17 protein-coding genes are annotated in these 17,053 nt (G+C 57.5%); 16 read left to right on the top strand and 1 reads right to left on the bottom strand.

Features of this window, described 5'->3' with window-relative positions; translation table 11 throughout:
• Positions 1 to 9: 9 nt before the first annotated feature.
• The 6 genes from ACZF99_RS22360 to ACZF99_RS22335 all read left to right on the top strand — a co-directional run bounded on the left by ACZF99_RS22360 (position 10) and on the right by ACZF99_RS22335 (position 5,672).
• Complete coding sequence (locus ACZF99_RS22360; RefSeq protein ID WP_483612902.1) at positions 10 to 816, top strand: alpha/beta fold hydrolase; 807 nt, start codon at positions 10 to 12, stop codon at positions 814 to 816.
• A gap of 147 nt (positions 817 to 963) precedes the next feature.
• Positions 964 to 1,611, top strand: a complete 648-nt coding sequence (locus ACZF99_RS22355) for a DUF6483 family protein (protein ID WP_483607149.1) — start codon at positions 964 to 966, stop codon at positions 1,609 to 1,611.
• 40 nt (positions 1,612 to 1,651) lie between these two features.
• Positions 1,652 to 2,827: a class I SAM-dependent methyltransferase gene (locus ACZF99_RS22350; protein ID WP_483607148.1), complete on the top strand. Its 1,176-nt coding sequence runs from the start codon at positions 1,652 to 1,654 to the stop codon at positions 2,825 to 2,827.
• 323 nt (positions 2,828 to 3,150) lie between these two features.
• Positions 3,151 to 3,273, top strand: a complete 123-nt coding sequence (locus tag ACZF99_RS22345; protein ID WP_483607147.1) for a hypothetical protein — start codon at positions 3,151 to 3,153, stop codon at positions 3,271 to 3,273.
• Between the two features lie 27 nt (positions 3,274 to 3,300).
• Positions 3,301 to 3,432, top strand: a complete 132-nt coding sequence (locus ACZF99_RS22340; protein WP_483607146.1) for a hypothetical protein — start codon at positions 3,301 to 3,303, stop codon at positions 3,430 to 3,432.
• A 53-nt stretch (positions 3,433 to 3,485) separates the two neighbouring features.
• The gene (locus ACZF99_RS22335) at positions 3,486 to 5,672 is read left to right on the top strand and encodes an O-antigen ligase family protein (RefSeq protein ID WP_483612900.1); all 2,187 of its coding nucleotides are present in this window, start codon (positions 3,486 to 3,488) and stop codon (positions 5,670 to 5,672) included.
• A 69-nt stretch (positions 5,673 to 5,741) separates the two neighbouring features.
• On the opposite strand, the gene ACZF99_RS22330 is transcribed toward ACZF99_RS22335, so the two are convergent.
• Positions 5,742 to 6,053, bottom strand: a complete 312-nt coding sequence (locus tag ACZF99_RS22330; protein ID WP_483607145.1) for a dehydrogenase — start codon at positions 6,051 to 6,053, stop codon at positions 5,742 to 5,744.
• Between the two features lie 171 nt (positions 6,054 to 6,224).
• Here ACZF99_RS22330 and uptA point away from each other — a divergent pair, with 171 nt between their 5' ends.
• From uptA to ACZF99_RS22280, 10 genes are all read left to right on the top strand, one after another.
• Positions 6,225 to 6,836: an undecaprenyl phosphate transporter UptA gene (gene uptA, locus ACZF99_RS22325; protein ID WP_483607144.1), complete on the top strand. Its 612-nt coding sequence runs from the start codon at positions 6,225 to 6,227 to the stop codon at positions 6,834 to 6,836.
• A gap of 126 nt (positions 6,837 to 6,962) precedes the next feature.
• A complete protein-coding gene (locus tag ACZF99_RS22320; RefSeq protein ID WP_483607143.1) occupies positions 6,963 to 7,589 on the top strand; it encodes an MBL fold metallo-hydrolase in 627 nt (208 codons plus the stop codon).
• Positions 7,590 to 7,928: 339 nt separating this feature from the next.
• A complete protein-coding gene (locus ACZF99_RS22315; protein ID WP_483607142.1) occupies positions 7,929 to 8,312 on the top strand; it encodes an ATPase in 384 nt (127 codons plus the stop codon).
• 393 nt (positions 8,313 to 8,705) lie between these two features.
• Positions 8,706 to 8,993, top strand: a complete 288-nt coding sequence (gatC, locus tag ACZF99_RS22310; protein ID WP_483607141.1) for an Asp-tRNA(Asn)/Glu-tRNA(Gln) amidotransferase subunit GatC — start codon at positions 8,706 to 8,708, stop codon at positions 8,991 to 8,993.
• A gap of 66 nt (positions 8,994 to 9,059) precedes the next feature.
• Positions 9,060 to 10,514: an Asp-tRNA(Asn)/Glu-tRNA(Gln) amidotransferase subunit GatA gene (gene gatA / locus ACZF99_RS22305; protein ID WP_483607140.1), complete on the top strand. Its 1,455-nt coding sequence runs from the start codon at positions 9,060 to 9,062 to the stop codon at positions 10,512 to 10,514.
• 33 nt (positions 10,515 to 10,547) lie between these two features.
• Positions 10,548 to 11,987: an Asp-tRNA(Asn)/Glu-tRNA(Gln) amidotransferase subunit GatB gene (gatB, locus tag ACZF99_RS22300; protein ID WP_483607139.1), complete on the top strand. Its 1,440-nt coding sequence runs from the start codon at positions 10,548 to 10,550 to the stop codon at positions 11,985 to 11,987.
• An 87-nt stretch (positions 11,988 to 12,074) separates the two neighbouring features.
• Positions 12,075 to 12,533 (top strand): GNAT family N-acetyltransferase, encoded by a 459-nt coding sequence (locus tag ACZF99_RS22295; protein ID WP_483607138.1) that lies wholly within the window; start codon positions 12,075 to 12,077, stop codon positions 12,531 to 12,533.
• Between the two features lie 161 nt (positions 12,534 to 12,694).
• A complete protein-coding gene (locus ACZF99_RS22290; protein WP_483607137.1) occupies positions 12,695 to 14,530 on the top strand; it encodes a DUF4097 family beta strand repeat-containing protein in 1,836 nt (611 codons plus the stop codon).
• A 144-nt stretch (positions 14,531 to 14,674) separates the two neighbouring features.
• Positions 14,675 to 15,103, top strand: a complete 429-nt coding sequence (gene perR / locus ACZF99_RS22285) for a peroxide-responsive transcriptional repressor PerR (protein ID WP_483607136.1) — start codon at positions 14,675 to 14,677, stop codon at positions 15,101 to 15,103.
• A 138-nt stretch (positions 15,104 to 15,241) separates the two neighbouring features.
• Positions 15,242 to 16,972, top strand: a complete 1,731-nt coding sequence (locus ACZF99_RS22280; protein ID WP_483607135.1) for a glycosyl hydrolase family 18 protein — start codon at positions 15,242 to 15,244, stop codon at positions 16,970 to 16,972.
• The last annotated feature ends 81 nt before the right edge of the window (positions 16,973 to 17,053 follow it).

The raw sequence follows: 17,053 nt of genomic DNA, 5'->3' as shown, positions 1-17,053 counted from the left end.
GGTAGCGCAATGGACAAAGTAACGGTCAACGGAACAACGATCGCCTACGAACAACAAGGACAGGGCGAAACGGTAGTTTTGCTGCATGGTTTTTGCGGCAGCTCCGGTTACTGGGAGAAAGTTCAGCCGCTGCTTGCCGAACCATATCGAGTTATTGCTCCCGACCTTCGGGGCCACGGGGCCACGTCTGCGCCGATGGGCGCGTATACCATCGATCAGATGGCCGACGATGTCGCCGGACTTATGGAGGCGCTGGGCGTATCCAAATATACGCTGCTGGGCCATTCGATGGGCGGCTATGTTGCTTTATCTATGGCCCAGCGTTATGCGCCGCGTTTGAACGCTTTTGGCCTGATCCATTCCACGGGATATCCGGACAGCGAGGAAGCGAAGGCGAAACGGCTGGAGGCGGTTTCGCTGATTCGATCACAAGGGATCACCCGTTTCGTGGACGGCCTGGTGCCGGGGTTGTTTTCTCCGGACAACGCCGCTAAGCTTAGGGCCGAAGTCGATCGCGCAAAGGAGATCGGCTACAAGACGCCGCCCCAAGGGGCGACCGGGGCCGCGCTTGCCATGCGCGAGCGGCCCGACCGCCGCGAGGTGATGGAAGCTGCGCGGCTCCCGCTGCTGCTGGTTGCCGGCGAGAACGACGCCGTCGTGCCGATGGCCAGGTTGTTTACGACCGAGGGGCCGCATGTCACGAAGGCGGTCATCAAAGGCGCGGGGCACATGAGCATGTATGAAGCGCCCGGGCAGCTAACCGCCGTAATCGCCGACTTTTTGCGCGGCGTAACGAAAGAGCCGGGAGAAGCGTGAAGCGGAAACGTCCGCAAACAACCCGCATCTCCAACCCGAGTTGAACCGATGCCAGGAGCCGGAGCTTCGTTCTGAAACTCCGGTTTTCCGGCTTTTTATGCATCGGCGGGAAACGATGCCGGGAGATGGCACGAAAGGGGGAGAACCATGCTGCGCAGGGATTACCTCGTTCGAATGATCGAGGAAATGACCGAAGTGTTGGGCAAGGTGTTTGGTCTGAAGCAGCAGAAAAAGAAGGTCGAGGCGTTATGGGCCCTTGATGAGCTGTATAAAGGGCAGTTTCGCCTAAGCTCCCAACTGCTGGAAACGTTGTCCGCCCAAGATATCGTGCGCTTGTTTCAGACCGGCGGAGAGGTGGAGGCGGACAAGCTGCAAAGTCTGGCCCGGCTGCTCAAAGAGGAAGGCGACGTATACGAGGGTTCCGGAGAGCCTGACGAAGGGGCTTCGCGATGGCTGAAGTCGCTTCATCTTTATTTGACCGCCGCATTGCATGGGGCGGAGCGCTCGTTATGGGACTTGCCCGGCGCGATCTCCGAGCTGCAAGCGCTGCTGAAGGAATACCGGCTGCCGCCGGATACCGAATGGCTCGTGCTGCGCTGGGAAGAAAGCGAAGGCCGGTTCGATTTGGCGGAAAACGCGCTTTACCGTCTGCTTAAGGAGGGCGGCGCAACCAAAGAAGACGCGATCCGGTTTTATCGGCGGCTGCTGACGCTCACGCCCGAAACGCTTGCGGCCGGCGGTTTGCCGATCGAGGAAGTCGAGGAGGGGCTTGCCGAGGCGGAAGCCCGATTTTGACGTAAATACGCATATGCAGAAAGGCAGCTGTTGAACAAAAATGGAATCACTTCACAAACTGGCGAGCGAACTGGCCGAGCAAGGCAGCCTGATCACGGCCACGATCAGCGGCCGCCGCAAGCCGGGAGAAACGGAATACAGCAAGGTGCAGATCAAGCCGGTCGAAATCAAGAAGCGTCTGCACTATCAATTCGCTTATCATTCCCCCAATAAAGTGCTGCATCAAAACGTTCCGGCCGACGCGTTGGCGGACGAGCTGACGAAGCGGTTTGCGGAGTTTCGGCAAGGGCTGCTTTGCACGGCGGAGGCCGATTATCAGGTGTTGATCAGCAAGAAGTTCAAAGTGACGATCCTGAAAAAAGCGCCGTCCCGCAAGCCGCTGGGAACGTTGACCCATAACCGGAAAAAGCAGTATGTGCTGGAGGAAGGGATCCCGGTCCCGTTTTTGGTGGAGCTCGGGATCATGAATGCGGAAGGCAAGGTGCTTGCCAAAAAATACGACAAGTTCAAGCAGATCAACCGGTTTCTCGAAATGGTTCAGGACGTGCTGCCCCATTTGCCGGAGGGCCGGACGTTGACGATCGTCGACTTCGGCTGCGGCAAATCGTATTTGACATTTGCGCTGTATCATTATTTGGCGGTGCAGCAGCAAAGAAAGCTGAACGTGGTCGGTCTGGACCTGAAGGCCGACGTCATCGAGCACTGCAGCGGGTTGGCCCGCAAGCTGCGGTATGACGACCTGCGGTTTCTTGTCGGCGACATTGCCGATTACGACGAGCTCAATGCCGTCGACATGGTCGTCACGCTCCATGCCTGCGACACGGCGACGGATGCCGCATTGGAGAAGGCGGTCCGCTGGGGCGCTTCCGTCATCCTGTCCGTTCCGTGCTGCCAGCATGAGCTGTTCAACCAGGTGCAAAGCGAGGTGCTGCAGCCGCTGCTGGGGCACGGCATCCTGAAGGAGCGCTTCTCCGCGCTGGCAACCGACGCGATTCGCGCCAAGCTTCTGGATGTGATGGGTTACAGAACGCAGCTGCTCGAGTTCATCGACATGGAGCACACGCCAAAGAACATTTTGATCCGTGCCGTGAAATCGGGCGGTACGAACGCCTTGGAGCTCTGGCGGGAGTATACGGCGTTTCGCGATTTTTTGAGCGCCGATCCTTATCTGGAGCGGGCGTGCCGCGATTTGTTGCCGGGGGCGGCGCAGGAGTAGAGTAGAAAGTCGGTTAGCCGGTCGGGGATTCCCGACCGGTTTTTTGCTGCGAAGTGCAAAAATGCAGTTATATCCGCGTGATGGGGCTAAAAATGAGGCATGAACTGCAAAAATACAGTTTATTTTCCGCAATCACGGAAAAAAGCGGTTTTCCGCCGGAAATGAACTGCACTTTTGCATCTATCTGAGAAATATACCTTCCATGTCCGGAAAACAACTGCACTTTTGCAGTTGGTGAATGGGTACCTGGATTCTTGGGAGAATACCCTGGCCTCAACTTGCCAATGAATGGAGTTAAAAGCGGCCTGGCCTAAAGGGCCGCAATGAAGGCGGAGGAAATAGGCAAAGGAAAGAAAGAGGATGAGGGTAAGGAAGAGAAAATGGAAGTCAGGGAGGGAGATGAAGAAGAGGATAAAGTCTGTGAGAAAGATGAAGAAGATCAGTAAGGTAGGAAGATAAGTAGATAAGAGGGTATGAGGATAAGAAGATATGAGGATAAGAAGATAAGAAGGTGGGAAGTTGAAGAAGTTGAAGAAGTTGAAGAAGTTGAAGAAGTTGAAGAGGAGGTGAGGTTGTGGGGCGTTGGCTGGCGGGGGTGGGAATAGGAACCATAGGGTTGATCGGTGTGTTGGCCTGCTTGAATCAAGGCTTGTTCTTGATGGACCGTCCGGGAGCACTGTGGTTGGTGTCCGGTTCGCTGGCCGTCGGTGCCCTGGTGGCGGGAGGAGGGGCGGTTCTGCTCGGGTTAGGCCAAGGGGCTATGCCGATTTCTAAGCGTTTATCGGGTTCGGACACCCTGCGGACAGGACCGGCAACCCGGTATGCCCTGGCGTTATTTGCTGGTCCTTTGGCCATTGCGGCAGGGTACGGGGGGCGGCTTGCGGCCGGTCCGCTGTCGGTTCAATCGACGGTAGAGGTTATGCGGCTGTGGGCGTTTCTGGGCGTATTTGGTGCGGCGTTAGGGGCTTTGGCGGTCGCCTCCCGGCGCGGGCATCGCTCGCTGGAGGCCGGCTGGGTGCTGATCGGCGGGCTGCTCGCCGTCACGGCGCTGGCTGCCGTGTACGGTGTGCTGCCGTTGCCGGGAGCGATATTACGCACCGCGGATACGGCCGTTTCGGCGACCGGGGCCCGGCTGGGCGGGCTGCTCCAGTACCCGAACGCCTTCGGTGCGGTGATGGCGGCGTTCCTGTTGGAGCGGCTGATGCGGCTCGCGAGGATGGAGCGGGCCGCTTTTACGCGCGAAGGCGGCTGGTGCGGCCAGCGGGCGGGAGCGCTCGCCCTGCTGTTTGCCCTCGGCCTGCTGCTGAGCGAATCGCGCGGCGCGCTCATCGCCGCGCTGGCCGGCTGGGCCGCCGGCCTCGCGCTGCTGCGCGGCCCCGAGCGCCGGCGCTACACCCGGCACAGCGCCGTCTTCGCCTGCGCGGCCGCCGTGCTGGCGCGCGGGCTCGCGGCCGCGCAGCTCGCCCCGGCGCCGGGGCCCGGCGCGCTCGCGCTCGCCGCGGTGCTGGCCGCGGCGCTGCTCGCGTCCGGGCTCGCCGCCGGCGCCCTGCCGCGCCCGCGCTCGCGCCGCCGCCGCGCGCCGCAAGCGCGCCCGCCCGCCGCGGGTATGCGCCGTGCGGCCCGCGCCTGCGGCGGAGCGGCGCTGCTGCTCGCGGCGCCGCTGGCCGCGCTGCCGGCGTCCGCCGGTTTCCTCGGGCGGGGTTTCCGCCCGGAAACGGCCTCCGCCCGCGCGGCGATGTACGCCGACGCCGCCGCGCTGCTCCGGCGGTCGCCATGGCTCGGCCAAGGCGGAGATGTCTGGCGCCACGCGTTCCGCAGCGTCCAAAGCCGGCCTTACGTCGGCGGCGAGGTGCACAGCGGATACCTGGACCTGGCGCTCGATCTGGGCTTGCTTGGCCTCGCCTTCGCACTTCTGTGGCTGGGGGTGCTGACCATCCCCCTGCTGCGGGCCCGCAGCGCGCTGCTTCCGCCTTATATCGCGCTGCTGCTGCATAGCGCCATCGACTTTGACCTTAGCTACGGTCTCGTCTGGCTGCTGCTGCTGTGGGCTGCGGCTCTCGGGATCGCCGAGGCCCGCAACAGCCGTCTAGGCCTTTGGCGCGGCCCCGCCTCGCCAATCGGGACGCCGCAAACCCGCGCCGCTTTGCTCCTCCCCCGGCTTGTCCGGCTTGAGCAGCGCCTCGTGCCCCGTCTGCGCCCACTGATCACGCTAACCTCGCTGCGCCCGATCCTATGCGGCCTAACCGCCGCCGCGCTGCTCGTGCTTAGCGTTTCCGGCTTCCGCGAAGCCGAAAGCCAGCGGCTCCACCGCCAAGCTCTAGACCGGCCGCCCCAGGCGAACCGGGAGGCGACGGAACTGCTTCGGCGCTCGCTGGCTCTTTCCCCGTACCGCATATCGGTACGGGTAGAGCTGGCGGAACGCTCCGCGCCGCAGCAGGCCGCCGCGCTTCTGCGGACCGGCCTGCGTTACGAGCCGGAGCGCGCCGAGCTGTGGTGGGCCCTGGGCCGGGCGCTGGCCCGGGCGGGAGACCCCGCCGCCGCGGAAGCGCTGCGGCGAAGCGTGGAGCTGGACCGGTTCGACCGGGTCAAGCAAACGGCGGCCTTGCGCGAGCTATGGCAGTTGGCGCAAGGCTTGCGGACAAGCGGGCATCCGCAGCAAGCCGATGCCGTCGCATCGGCGGGGGCCGTCTTATACGCGGACTACTCGCGTCTTGCCGAAGTCGTTGCCGAAGTCCCTGCGCCGCGCAACGATCGGGCGTTCCGGTTGACGGCGGAAGCCAGGGAGCTGGGCCGCAAACTACAGCAGCGGTCTCACCCATTAACAACGGGGGACGCCCTGAAGTAGGTATTGTCCCCTTTCTCCATGCCAGGCTCGCGGAACGGCATTTCCGCCAGTCACGTCCCCCCTTGCCGCCTAGCCCCCAAACGCCGCGCGGAAGGCCGAGGACAACACTTCGCGATCGATCTCCCACAATTCGGCAAGCTCGGCGCTGACAGCCTCGTCCCACCAATCCGCCAGCAGCTTGCGGTTGCTGATATTTTCGCCGATCCACAGCAGGTTGCCGATCACCTTCTTGTAATACAAGGCTTCGCCTTGCTTGATCCGTTCCTCCGGAATGTAAACGCCGAGCCGCTTGACCGTCCGGTACAGCTCTATGCTGCAACTGCGGCGGATCTTGCGCGGGGTCGGGAGGGAAGTCCGATGTTTCGCCGGGAAGTTTGTCATGGTTTGAAGTCGCCTCCTTTTGATCCAGCATATGCGGGCGGATTTCCCGGAGTCACCGAGACGGAAGAGCGAAGTAGAACGCATGTCCCCGGCTATGATAGAATAGACTGAGATTAGAGAGAGAGTTTGCTGTCTTTCGGACGAAAAGCTAGTGGGAAAGAGGACGAAGCTGTGGATTGGATATCGAATTTAGTGAGCGTATTATTGGATTGGGTGCAGCAATTGGGCTATGTCGGCATTATGCTGGGATTGATGATCGAGATTATCCCCAGCGAAATCGTGCTGGCTTACGGCGGTTACCTTGTACATCAGGGGAATATCCATTTTATCGGAGCCGTTTTTTTCGGCACGGTCGGCGGTGTGATCGCCCAACTGTTCATCTATTGGATCGGGCGTTACGGCGGCAGGCCGATTTTGGAGAAATACGGGAAGTACATTTTGATTCAGAAGAAGCATATCGACGTATCCGAAGCTTGGTTTCTGAAATACGGGTCCGGGGTGATTTTCACCGCCCGGTTTATTCCGGTGGCGAGGCATGCGATTTCCATTCCCGCCGGGATGGCCAAAATGCCGGTAAGCAGGTTCCTGCTGCTCACGACCTTGGCGGTGATTCCGTGGTCGGTGCTGTTTGTTTATTTGGGGATGCTGCTGGGTGAGCAGTGGCAGCATGTCGACGAGAAGGCTGGACCTTATATCCTGCCGATTTTGTTAGGGGCCTTGGCGCTGTTGATCGTGTATTTGATCGTCAAAACCTTCGGAAACCGGAAGAAGGGCGACGCCTAAGCCGCAGGGCTCCATGCTTCCGAACAAACGGACGGGCTGGAGCCCGTCAAAGAACCTATGAGGAAGGAGGCGGAATAAGCTGGATTTCTGCCATCAAACGGTGCGAGCTTATTCCGAGCGATAGATATGTTGAAAATCGAAAGTTTCACCTTAGGCCACCTGCAAACCAACGCGTATTTGCTGCGGGGAGAAGACGAGGGCCGGGCGATCATTATCGATCCCGGTACGAACCCGGGGCCGCTGCTTCGCAAAATTGAAGACTTGGAGATTGAAGCCATTTTGCTCACCCATGCCCATTTTGACCATATCGGAGGTGTGGACCAGATCCGCAAAGCGAAGAACTGTCCGGTTTATGTCCATCCGCTGGAAAGCGAATGGCTGACGACGCCAAAGCTGAACGGCTCGCTGATGTGGCCGGAGGTGGGACCGCCCGTCGCAACGGCTCCGGCGGAATTCGATCTGGCCGAAGGGCAGAAGCTTCGATTTATCGGACACGAGTTCACCGTATATCATACGCCGGGGCATTCCCCGGGCAGTGTCAGCTTTCTGTGCGGGGACGAGCTTTTCTCCGGAGACGTGTTGTTCCGCCTCGGCGTCGGGCGGACGGACTTGCCGGGCGGCCGTGAAGCGGACCTGTACAATTCGATTCGCGGGAAGCTGTACCGGATGAAGGATGAGGTCAAGGTGTACCCCGGCCACGGGCCCTGGACGACCATCGGCTTCGAACGGGCGAACAATCCGTACGTCTCTTAGTGACGGAGGTGGATCCGGCTGATGCCATTCAAAAAAATCGACGAAAAAGTACAAAACTAGTGGACAAAAGTACAACCCTTTGATAGGATATACTTATTAAAACATTGTAAACTTTGCGAAGCACGCAAGCTGCGGAATTGTCCCGGTTTGCGTTCTTTTTTTGTTTTGTCCCGCTGATGGATCAGGGATGGACCTCTCGTCGCCGAAATGCATACGCTATTCATATCCGGGATTCTGGCGAAGAACTTGACCAATCTCCGTCACTTTTAGTAGGATGATATAAAGCAATACAAGTTTTATGAGGAATTTAAGCAATCAACTTACTCAGGGAGGTAGACGATGCTTCATTTGGGAGAGAAAATTGTTATCGTCGGCGATGCTTTTGAGCAGAATCTTCCTGTTGGGGAATATGGCTACGTTATTGCTTACGACCGCAATCCGGACAATGCTTTTGACTATGTCATCCGGTCTCCGAAGACGGGGCGGAATTACTTCGTTCCGCAGAGCGATATAGAATCCGAAAGTCGGCTGATCGAGCAAGAAGCGGAACGCGCGACCCAGGAAGCGTTAATCGATTACGCGCTGGCTACGCATAACGAGAAGCTGTTCAAGCACATCATGAACGGTGAAGACAGCGAGGCAGACGGGCAGCAGGAACCAACAAAGGAAGTAATGTCCCAAGCGGAGTTCATTAAGCAAGTGAACCTGCGGGCATGGATATAGGATATAAAGCCACTCGGAAGAGTGGCTTTTATTCGTTAAAGGGGAGGGCTACGACAAAATTTAGAACATGGAGAGGTCCTTGAAGTTGTTGTCTCTGGATTTTGTACGATTTAGCGTACAAAAGAGGGGAGCGCAGCAAGCAAATAAATAGCGAATTACGAATAATCGGCAAATTGGGGCCGGATACATGCCGCCTGTTGTACGAAATTTGACGGTTGCCAGCGGGCCTGTTTTTGTTTTTGCCGACTTGTTCCGCATAGCCCCCATCTTCGCCGTCTCGCTTTAACGGATTGAATTGAACCGGAATCTACAATATAATTTTATTCAATTGTACAAGCATGGTAGAATGTACGAATAGTGCGGGAACGCATCACTAAAGGAGGCATCCGTAACATGAGTATCCAGACGAAAGACGTTGAACACGTGGCGAAGCTGGCCCGCCTGCACCTGACCGACGAAGAGCGGGATCGGTTCACGGAACAATTAAACGCGATTTTACAATACGCCGAGAAGTTAAATGAATTGAATACGGACGAGATCGCGCCGACGACGCACGTGCTTCATTTAAGCAACGTGATGCGGGAGGACGAGGTGAAGGACAGCCTGCCGCCGGAAAAGGTATTCCGCAATGCGCCGGACGAAGAAGACGGGCAATTTAAGGTCCCGGCCGTACTGGAATAGGCTTACGTCACGAAGACCATCGATCGCTATTGAAATAACTGGGGTACACAAAGGAGGAAGCTTAGATTGGCGCTTTTTGATTTGCGTTTGCAGGAGATACATAATCGGCTTCACAACAAGGAGCTGTCCGTTTCCGATTTGGTCGGCGAAGCCTTCGCCCAAATCCGGGAGTTCGACGGAAAGATCGGCGCCTATTTGACGTTGAATGAAGAGGGGGCCCGTGCGGAGGCGTCCCGTTTGGACGACAAGCTGGCGCAGGGCGAAGCTCGCGGGTTGCTGTTCGGGCTTCCCGTAGGCGTGAAGGACAATATGGTGACCGAAGGATTGCTCACGACGTGCGGCAGCCAATTTTTGAAAAACTATGATCCGATTTATGACGCTACGGTGGTCACGAAGCTGAAGGAAGCGGAAGCGGTCACGATCGGCAAGCTGAATATGGACGAGTTCGCCATGGGCGGCTCCAACGAGAATTCCAGCTTCCATCCGGTGCGCAATCCGTGGGATTTAAGCCGCGTACCGGGCGGTTCCAGCGGGGGTTCGGCCGCGGCGGTGGCCGCGGGCGAAGCGTTCTTTACGCTTGGTTCCGATACCGGCGGTTCGATTCGCCAGCCCGCGTCGTATTGCGGCGTGGTGGGTCTTAAGCCCACCTACGGTCGGGTATCGCGTTACGGCCTTGTGGCGTTTGCGTCTTCGCTGGACCAGATCGGGCCGATCACCAAAAACGTCGAGGACGCTGCCTACGTTCTTCAGGCGATCGCCGGCCACGATCCGAAGGATTCCACCTCGGCCAATGTGGACGTACCGGACTATTTGAGCGCCCTCACCGGCGACATTGCCGGACTGCGCATCGCCGTGCCGAAGGAATATCTGGACGGCGTTGACCCGCAGGTCAAGGCTTCCATCATGGATGCTTTGCGCGTGCTTGAAGGCTTAGGGGCCGTATGGGAAGAAGTGTCGCTGCCGCATACGGAATACGCGGTGGCCGCTTACTATTTGCTGGCGTCCTCGGAGGCTTCGTCCAACCTGTCGCGTTTCGACGGCGTTCGTTACGGCGTCCGCGCCGACCATGCCGGCAGCCTGCTGGACCTGTACTACGACTCGCGCAGCCAGGGATTCGGCCCGGAAGTGAAACGCCGGATCATGCTGGGGACGTATGCGCTCAGCTCGGGTTATTACGACGCCTACTATTTGAAGGCCCAAAAGGTCAGAACGCTGATCAAACAGGATTTCGATCAGACCTTTGCCAAATTCGACGTGATTCTCGGACCGACGGCTCCAACCACGGCGTTCCCGTTAGGCTCGCAGGTTGACGATCCGCTGACGATGTATTTAAACGATATTTTGACGATACCGGTGAGCTTGGCCGGGGTACCCGCCGTCAGCGTGCCGTGCGGATTTGCCGAAGGCTTGCCGGTCGGGCTGCAAATCATCGGCAAGCCGTTCGACGAAAGCACGGTTTTGCGCGTGGCTCATGCCTTTGAAGCGAATACGGATCATCACAAACAACGTCCCGCCTTGTAGGTTCCATATCAATGTTTTGCAGGAGGATAGGCCATGTCAACATCCAAATATGAAACGGTGATCGGGTTGGAGGTGCACGTGGAGCTGCATACGAAAACGAAAATTTTCTGCGGCTGCTCCACCGAATTCGGCGCCCCGCCCAACACGCATACCTGCCCGGTTTGCCTGGGGCACCCCGGCGTATTGCCGGTGCTGAACCGCCAGGCCGTCGACTACGCGATGAAAGCGGCGATGGCGCTGAATTGCGAAATCGGCGATGTCAGCAAGTTCGACCGGAAGAACTATTTTTACCCCGATTCGCCCAAAGCGTATCAGATTTCCCAATACGATCAGCCGATCGGCTTGAACGGATACATCGATATCGAAGTGGACGGGAAGACGAAACGGATCGGAATTACCCGTCTGCACCTGGAGGAAGACGCCGGCAAGCTGACGCACGTGGACGGCGGGTACGCGTCGCTGGTGGACTTTAACCGCGTCGGTACGCCGCTCGTGGAAATCGTGTCCGAGCCGGACATTTCCTCGCCGGAGGAAGCGCGGGCGTATCTGGAGAAGCTGCGGGCGATCATGCTGTATTGCGAGGTTTCCGACGTGAAAATGGAGGAAGGCTCGATGCGCTGCGACGCCAACATCAGCTTGCGGCCGCAGGGCCAGAAGGAGTTCGGCACGCGCGCCGAGCTCAAGAACATGAACTCGTTCCGCGGCGTGGTTCGCGGATTGGAGTATGAGCAGCTGCGTCAGGCCGAGATTTTGGACGAGGGCGGAGAGGTCGTGCAGGAGACCCGCCGTTGGGACGAGACCCAGGGCAAAACGTTCTCGATGCGCGGCAAGGAAGAAGCGCATGATTATCGTTACTTCCCGGATCCCGATCTGGTTACGTTGCATATCGATCAGGCGTGGAAGGACCGGATCCGCGCGTCGATTCCGGAGCTGCCGGATGCCCGGAAGGCCCGTTATGCTTCGGAATATGGCTTGCCGGAGTACGATGCCGGCGTCATTACGTCGTCCAAAGCGCTGGCGGACCTGTTCGAGAGCAGCCTTGCGTATACGAAGGACGCCAAAGCGGTGGCGAACTGGATTATGGGCGATCTGCTGGGTTACCTGAACAGCAATTCGCTGGAATTGTCCGACGTGAAGCTGACCGGGCAAGGTCTCGGCGAAATGATCGGCCTGCTGGAGAAAGGTACGATCAGCTCCAAGATCGCCAAAACGGTGTTTAAGGAAATGCTGCAGAGCGGCAAGCTGCCGCAGCAGATCGTTGAGGAGCAGGGACTAGTGCAAATCAGCGACGAAGGGGCCATTTTGGCGATCGTCCAAGAGGTCGTGGCGAACAACCCGGCTTCGGTCGAGGATTACAAAGCGGGCAAGGAGAAAGCCATCGGCTTCCTCGTCGGCCAGGTCATGAAGCAAAGCAAAGGGAAAGCCAACCCGGGAGTGGTCAACAAGCTGCTGGTGGAAGTGCTGAAAGGCTAAGCCCTAAGGGGGCAACAAGCGTCCGCTGCACTCGGTGCGGTGGACGTACAGATGGCAGGCCGCAGGCCGATCCAAGGGGGGCAGCCGATGATCCGGCAATTAGAGCTGAAGGACACGGATATCGTAGAGCAGTTGTGGAGCTTGCAGCATTCGGCTTACCGGCTGGAGGCCAAGGCCGTCGGTTTGACGGAAACGCCGCCGTTGCCGGATACCTTTGACTCCCTTCGCACAAGCGGCGACGTGTTTTTCGGTGAGCTGTCGGAGGACGGTGAGCTGCTGGGTGCGATCGCGGTTCGCGAAGAGCTGCCTGGAACCCTCGAGATCACCCGGTTGATGGTCCACCCGGGCCAATTGCGCCAAGGGATCGGAGCCAAGCTGCTGCAATATGTCCTTGCCGTCCACCCCGACAAACAAAGGTTCACCGTAACGGCAAGTACGGGGAACGCCCCCGCGGTAGCCTTATACCGCAAGTTCGGCTTTCAGCCGGTGAAACGGGCGAACTCCGCCGCAGGCGTTGAACTGACGATTTTTCGACTGGACCTGTAAAGGTGATCAAGCACGCTTTTCGAACCGCGTCTCCGGGTTTGAGGGCGTGTTTTTTCATCAGGCTCCGGTTTAGTCCGGCAGGTCCAGTTCATTCCACGTTACAGCCGGAGTTTATTTCGGTTATGATTAAGAAAACGGGATATCCGCGGAGTTTAAGCTGAATGATCGAAAGGGGTGGAGAGATGACGCCGGATATGCTGCCATTAGACACCCCGACACAGGCGCGGACCAAAGGATATCGGCCCCGGCGGCGCAAGCGCAAGCTGGTGGCCTGCCTGCTTTCCGCCCTGCTTCCGGGTTTGGGCCATCTATATTTACGCCTTTATTTACGAGGCCTCGGCTTTATGTATTTCGTATTGATCGATGCTTCGGCGCTGATTTATTTCTCGTCGGTCCGCATGGCCATCAACGTGCCGCTGCTGATTTGGCTGGGGTTGTTGATTCCTGCGGCGTATTTCTTCAGTATCTATGACGTTCTGCAATCCACCGATGCGCATAATGCCCGTCTGAAAAAGGAACTTGAAGCCAGCCCGACTCCTATGGCGGATACGCCGTCCGGCAGGAACTTAAAGCAGGGCATCGGTGCCGGTGCGCTGCTGATCGGCGGCGGTGCCGTCTTGTTTATGTTCCGGATGAAGCCGGTTTGGCTGCAGTTGTTGGTGCAATACGCCGGGGCCTACCTGGTCTCGTTTGCGCTGGCGTTGGCGGCGCTCCTGCTGGTCTTGCGCGAATCGAAACGCGCGTTCTCGCGGTCGGGACGCTTTACTGCCGCCGCATTGCTGCTGGCGGTTGCGGTGGTTCTCCTGCGCGATGCGATGACGGGACGGGACGATATGCGGCTGTTCCTCAAATGGTGGCCGTTGGTGTTCGTTTTGTGGGGAATCGAGCATATTTTGATATTGACATGGAATTCTATGAAAAAAACGCAAGCCGGACGCCGGCCGCATGTGGACGTGAGCGGGCTGCTGCTGTCCATGTTTATGGCCTTCTCCGTGTTCGCGATTACGCAGCAGGATCAGTACATGCACTTATGGAACCGGGTCAGCCTGGATTTGACGGCAGCGGGGGCGGAGTATAGTGCAGAGGAAGGCTACCGCGTTGAAAAACCTCCATTGGACATCCCGATCGATCTGGATACCGAACGGATCGTCGTTGACGGGATAAACGGGGATATTGAGGTGCGTAAAGCCGAAGTCGATCATGTGATCGTCCGCTATACGGTCTGGATCGACCAGTTGGGGACGGAGGATGCCCGTAAAATCGCGGCCGTAACCTCCGTTGAAGCCGATGAAGGCAAAACGCTGGGCTTATCCGTTAAGGACAAAACCTACGGCGAGACCGGCCGCCGCCATCCGCGCGTGAATTTGACCGTGATCGTGCCCGTGAACCGGTTTCTGGATCTGGACATCACGACGTCAAGCGGCGGGATTACCTTGACCGGCGTTCAAGCGATGAAGCAGGCGAAGCTGCAAACCGGGAACGGGGATTTGCGGTTATGGGATGTGATCGGAGACGTTTCCGCCAAGACGCTGAACGGGGATGTGGAGCTGTTCCGGATCTTCGGCGAGGCCCAAGTCGACACGCAGGGCGGCAACATCAAGGGACGGGGGATTACCGGCAAGGCCTCCTTGTCCACCTTAGTAGGCGATATTACGCTAACCGAAGCCCGGGACGGCATTCAGGCCCGCACGAAAAACGGAAATATCCGTGTGGACGGCGTGCCGCTGGAGCTGCAGGCGGAATCGCTGAACGGCAGGATTTTTATTACCTCCCGCCAGATCGGCGGCGATTGGGAGGTATACAGCGCGGTCGGCGAACTTAGGCTGGAGCTTCCGGAGGACGGCAATTACGAGCTGGAGGGTTCCAGCGGGTATGGCGATATTTACACTGAGCTGCCTTTTGCGGTTGACCAGAAGGAAATTCATGGCACGATCGGAAGCGGGGATTACAAGCTCAAGATTGACGGCAACAGCGATCTATATGTGAATAAAAGCTGAACACCCGAAAAATCGGCGATAGCTCGGGCGTCATGCCGTTGATCTTGCGTTGACAAAAGTTTTGACCAAAACGTACAATAATCTTGCGAACTTTTTTAACATAACTATTAATTAGGAATGAGCATATAGAAGGCGGTGGACGAGATGACAACGCGCGTACAGCATGCCCTGGACCAACTGAAGAACAATGGTGTCCGCATTACGCCGCAGCGTCACGCCATACTTACCTATCTGATGGAATCGATGAGCCATCCGACCGCAGACGAGATTTACCGGTCCCTGGAGCCACGCTTCCCGAACATGAGCGTTGCTACGGTATACAATAATTTGAAAATGCTGATTGAAGCCGGCATGGTCCGGGAGTTGACATACGGGGACAATTCGAGCCGTTTTGATGCGGATGTGTCCAATCATTATCATGTGATTTGCGAGAAATGCGGCAAAATTGAGGACTTCATGTATCCTTCCTTGGACGATGTGGAGCGTAAAGCGGAAGAGGCTACCGGCTTTAAGATTCATGGACACCGGCTGGAACTGCATGGGATTTGCAGCGAGTGCCGCATTGAACACTAATCGTTGTCACCTGCTCAGAATCGGATAACGTGCGGAATTCCTTCGGGAGTTCTTCACGTTTTATTTTTTTACGGTAACTTTCGGTACGCTTCATAAGTTATTATTAATAGACGGAGATTCTTATACGGAGGGTTGTCTTTGAAAAGCAGAAGAGATACGTATCGAAGAAAACGGACCGGCAGAAGGAGAACAAAATGGTTTTTCGGACTGATCCTTATTATAACGGGACTTTATTGGGCTCAATCGGTATGGCTGCCGAACCGCGAGCATGTCGACCCCGAGTGGCTGGGCCAGGTGGAAAAGCCGATTTTTTCCGGGGGGCAGTTGCTGGACGGCACCGGGATCGGATCGGGGGACAGTCTGAAGCTCCCGCTTCCGGTCATTCAACAAGTTATCGAACCGACGATCCGTTATGAGGAAGACACCAAATCGGTTATTTTGACGACGCCTCGGAAATTGGTATTGCTTAAGGCGGATGAGAAGATTGCCCAAATTAACAATAAGCCGACCGAACTGCGGTTTGCTCCCGAGGAAAAAAACGGCGTTCTCTATTTACCGGCCCATCTGCTCCAGGAATTGTACGGGGCCGAGGTTCGCGAGGATGCTTCCTCCGGTGCCGTGCTGCTGTACCGGGCGGGAGAGAGTATTATGCCGGCTGCGGTGAAGTCGGGTTCCGACAAGAACGACACCGTTCCGCTTCGAACCGGCCCCAGCATTCATCAGCCCATCCTGGCCGATATGAAGGCGGAGACGGAGCTGCGGATATTGCAGTCTCCGGATAATGAATGGTATTATGTCCAACTGGACAACGGGTATACCGGATACGTTCGGCAGAAGCACGTGATCACCGGCGAGAAGCGTTTCGTCCCTGAAATGAAACTGGAGTTGTCTGAAGCCAAACGGAAATGGCAGTCCAAAACGGTAAACATGACCTGGGAAGCCGTGTACCAGGTGGCTCCCAAACCGTCCTCCATCGGCAAGCTGCCGGGCGTAAACGTCGTCAGCCCCACCTGGTTTTCCTTGGTGGATGGGAGCGGAAACGTGCAGAGCAAGGCGGACAGGGCCTACGTCAAATGGGCGCATGGACAAGGGATGCAGGTTTGGGGATTGTTCAGCAACAGCTTTGAGCCCGACTTGACCTCGAAGGCGTTGTCCAGTTTCGAGAATCGCCTGACGACCATATTGCAAATGCTTCATTATGCGAAAATATACGATTTGGACGGCATCAATATTGATTATGAAAATGTCTATACCAAAGACGGGGACAATCTGACCCAGTTCATGCGCGAGCTTCGCCCGTTGGCCGAGGAGCAGGGATTGATCGTTTCGATCGACGTGACCCCGAAATCGAACAGCGAGATGTGGTCGGCTTTTTTGGACCGCAGGGCCTTGGGAGAAGTGGTGGATTACCTCGTTCTGATGGCCTACGATGAGCATTGGGCGGCCAGCCCGGTGTCCGGCTCCGTCGCTTCGCTGCCATGGGTGCGCTCGTCGGTCACCCGAATTCTGGAGGAGGACGGAGTTCCGCCGAGCAAACTGATCCTGGGTATCCCGCTCTATACTCGCATTTGGACGGAGACCGAAAAGGACGGCAAAACGGAGGTCAGCTCCAAAGCGATCGGGATGGACAAAGCTCAGCAAATCATCGCGGAGAAAAAGCTGAAGCCGCGCTTTACCGAAGAGACGGGACAGAACTATGTGGAATATGAAGATAAAGAGGGACGGCACCGAATCTGGCTGGAGGATACGGAATCGTTAAGACGCCGGGTGGAATTGGCCAAGTCGTTGAAGCTGGCCGGCATCGCGACTTGGACTCGCGGCTTTGCTTCCGACGAAGCCTGGGAGACGCTGCGGCAAATCGAAAAATAGAGTCTTGGCCCCTAAAACGAAGCGGACCGCTGCCAATGCGCAGGGTCCGCTTTTTTTTCGTCATAATCCGTTTGAGGTTAG

It is taken from the genome of Paenibacillus sp. JL3B1040, assembly GCF_057063165.1.
Note: the sequence above shows the minus strand (reverse complement) of the source record. Positions and strands in the feature narration are given on the sequence as shown.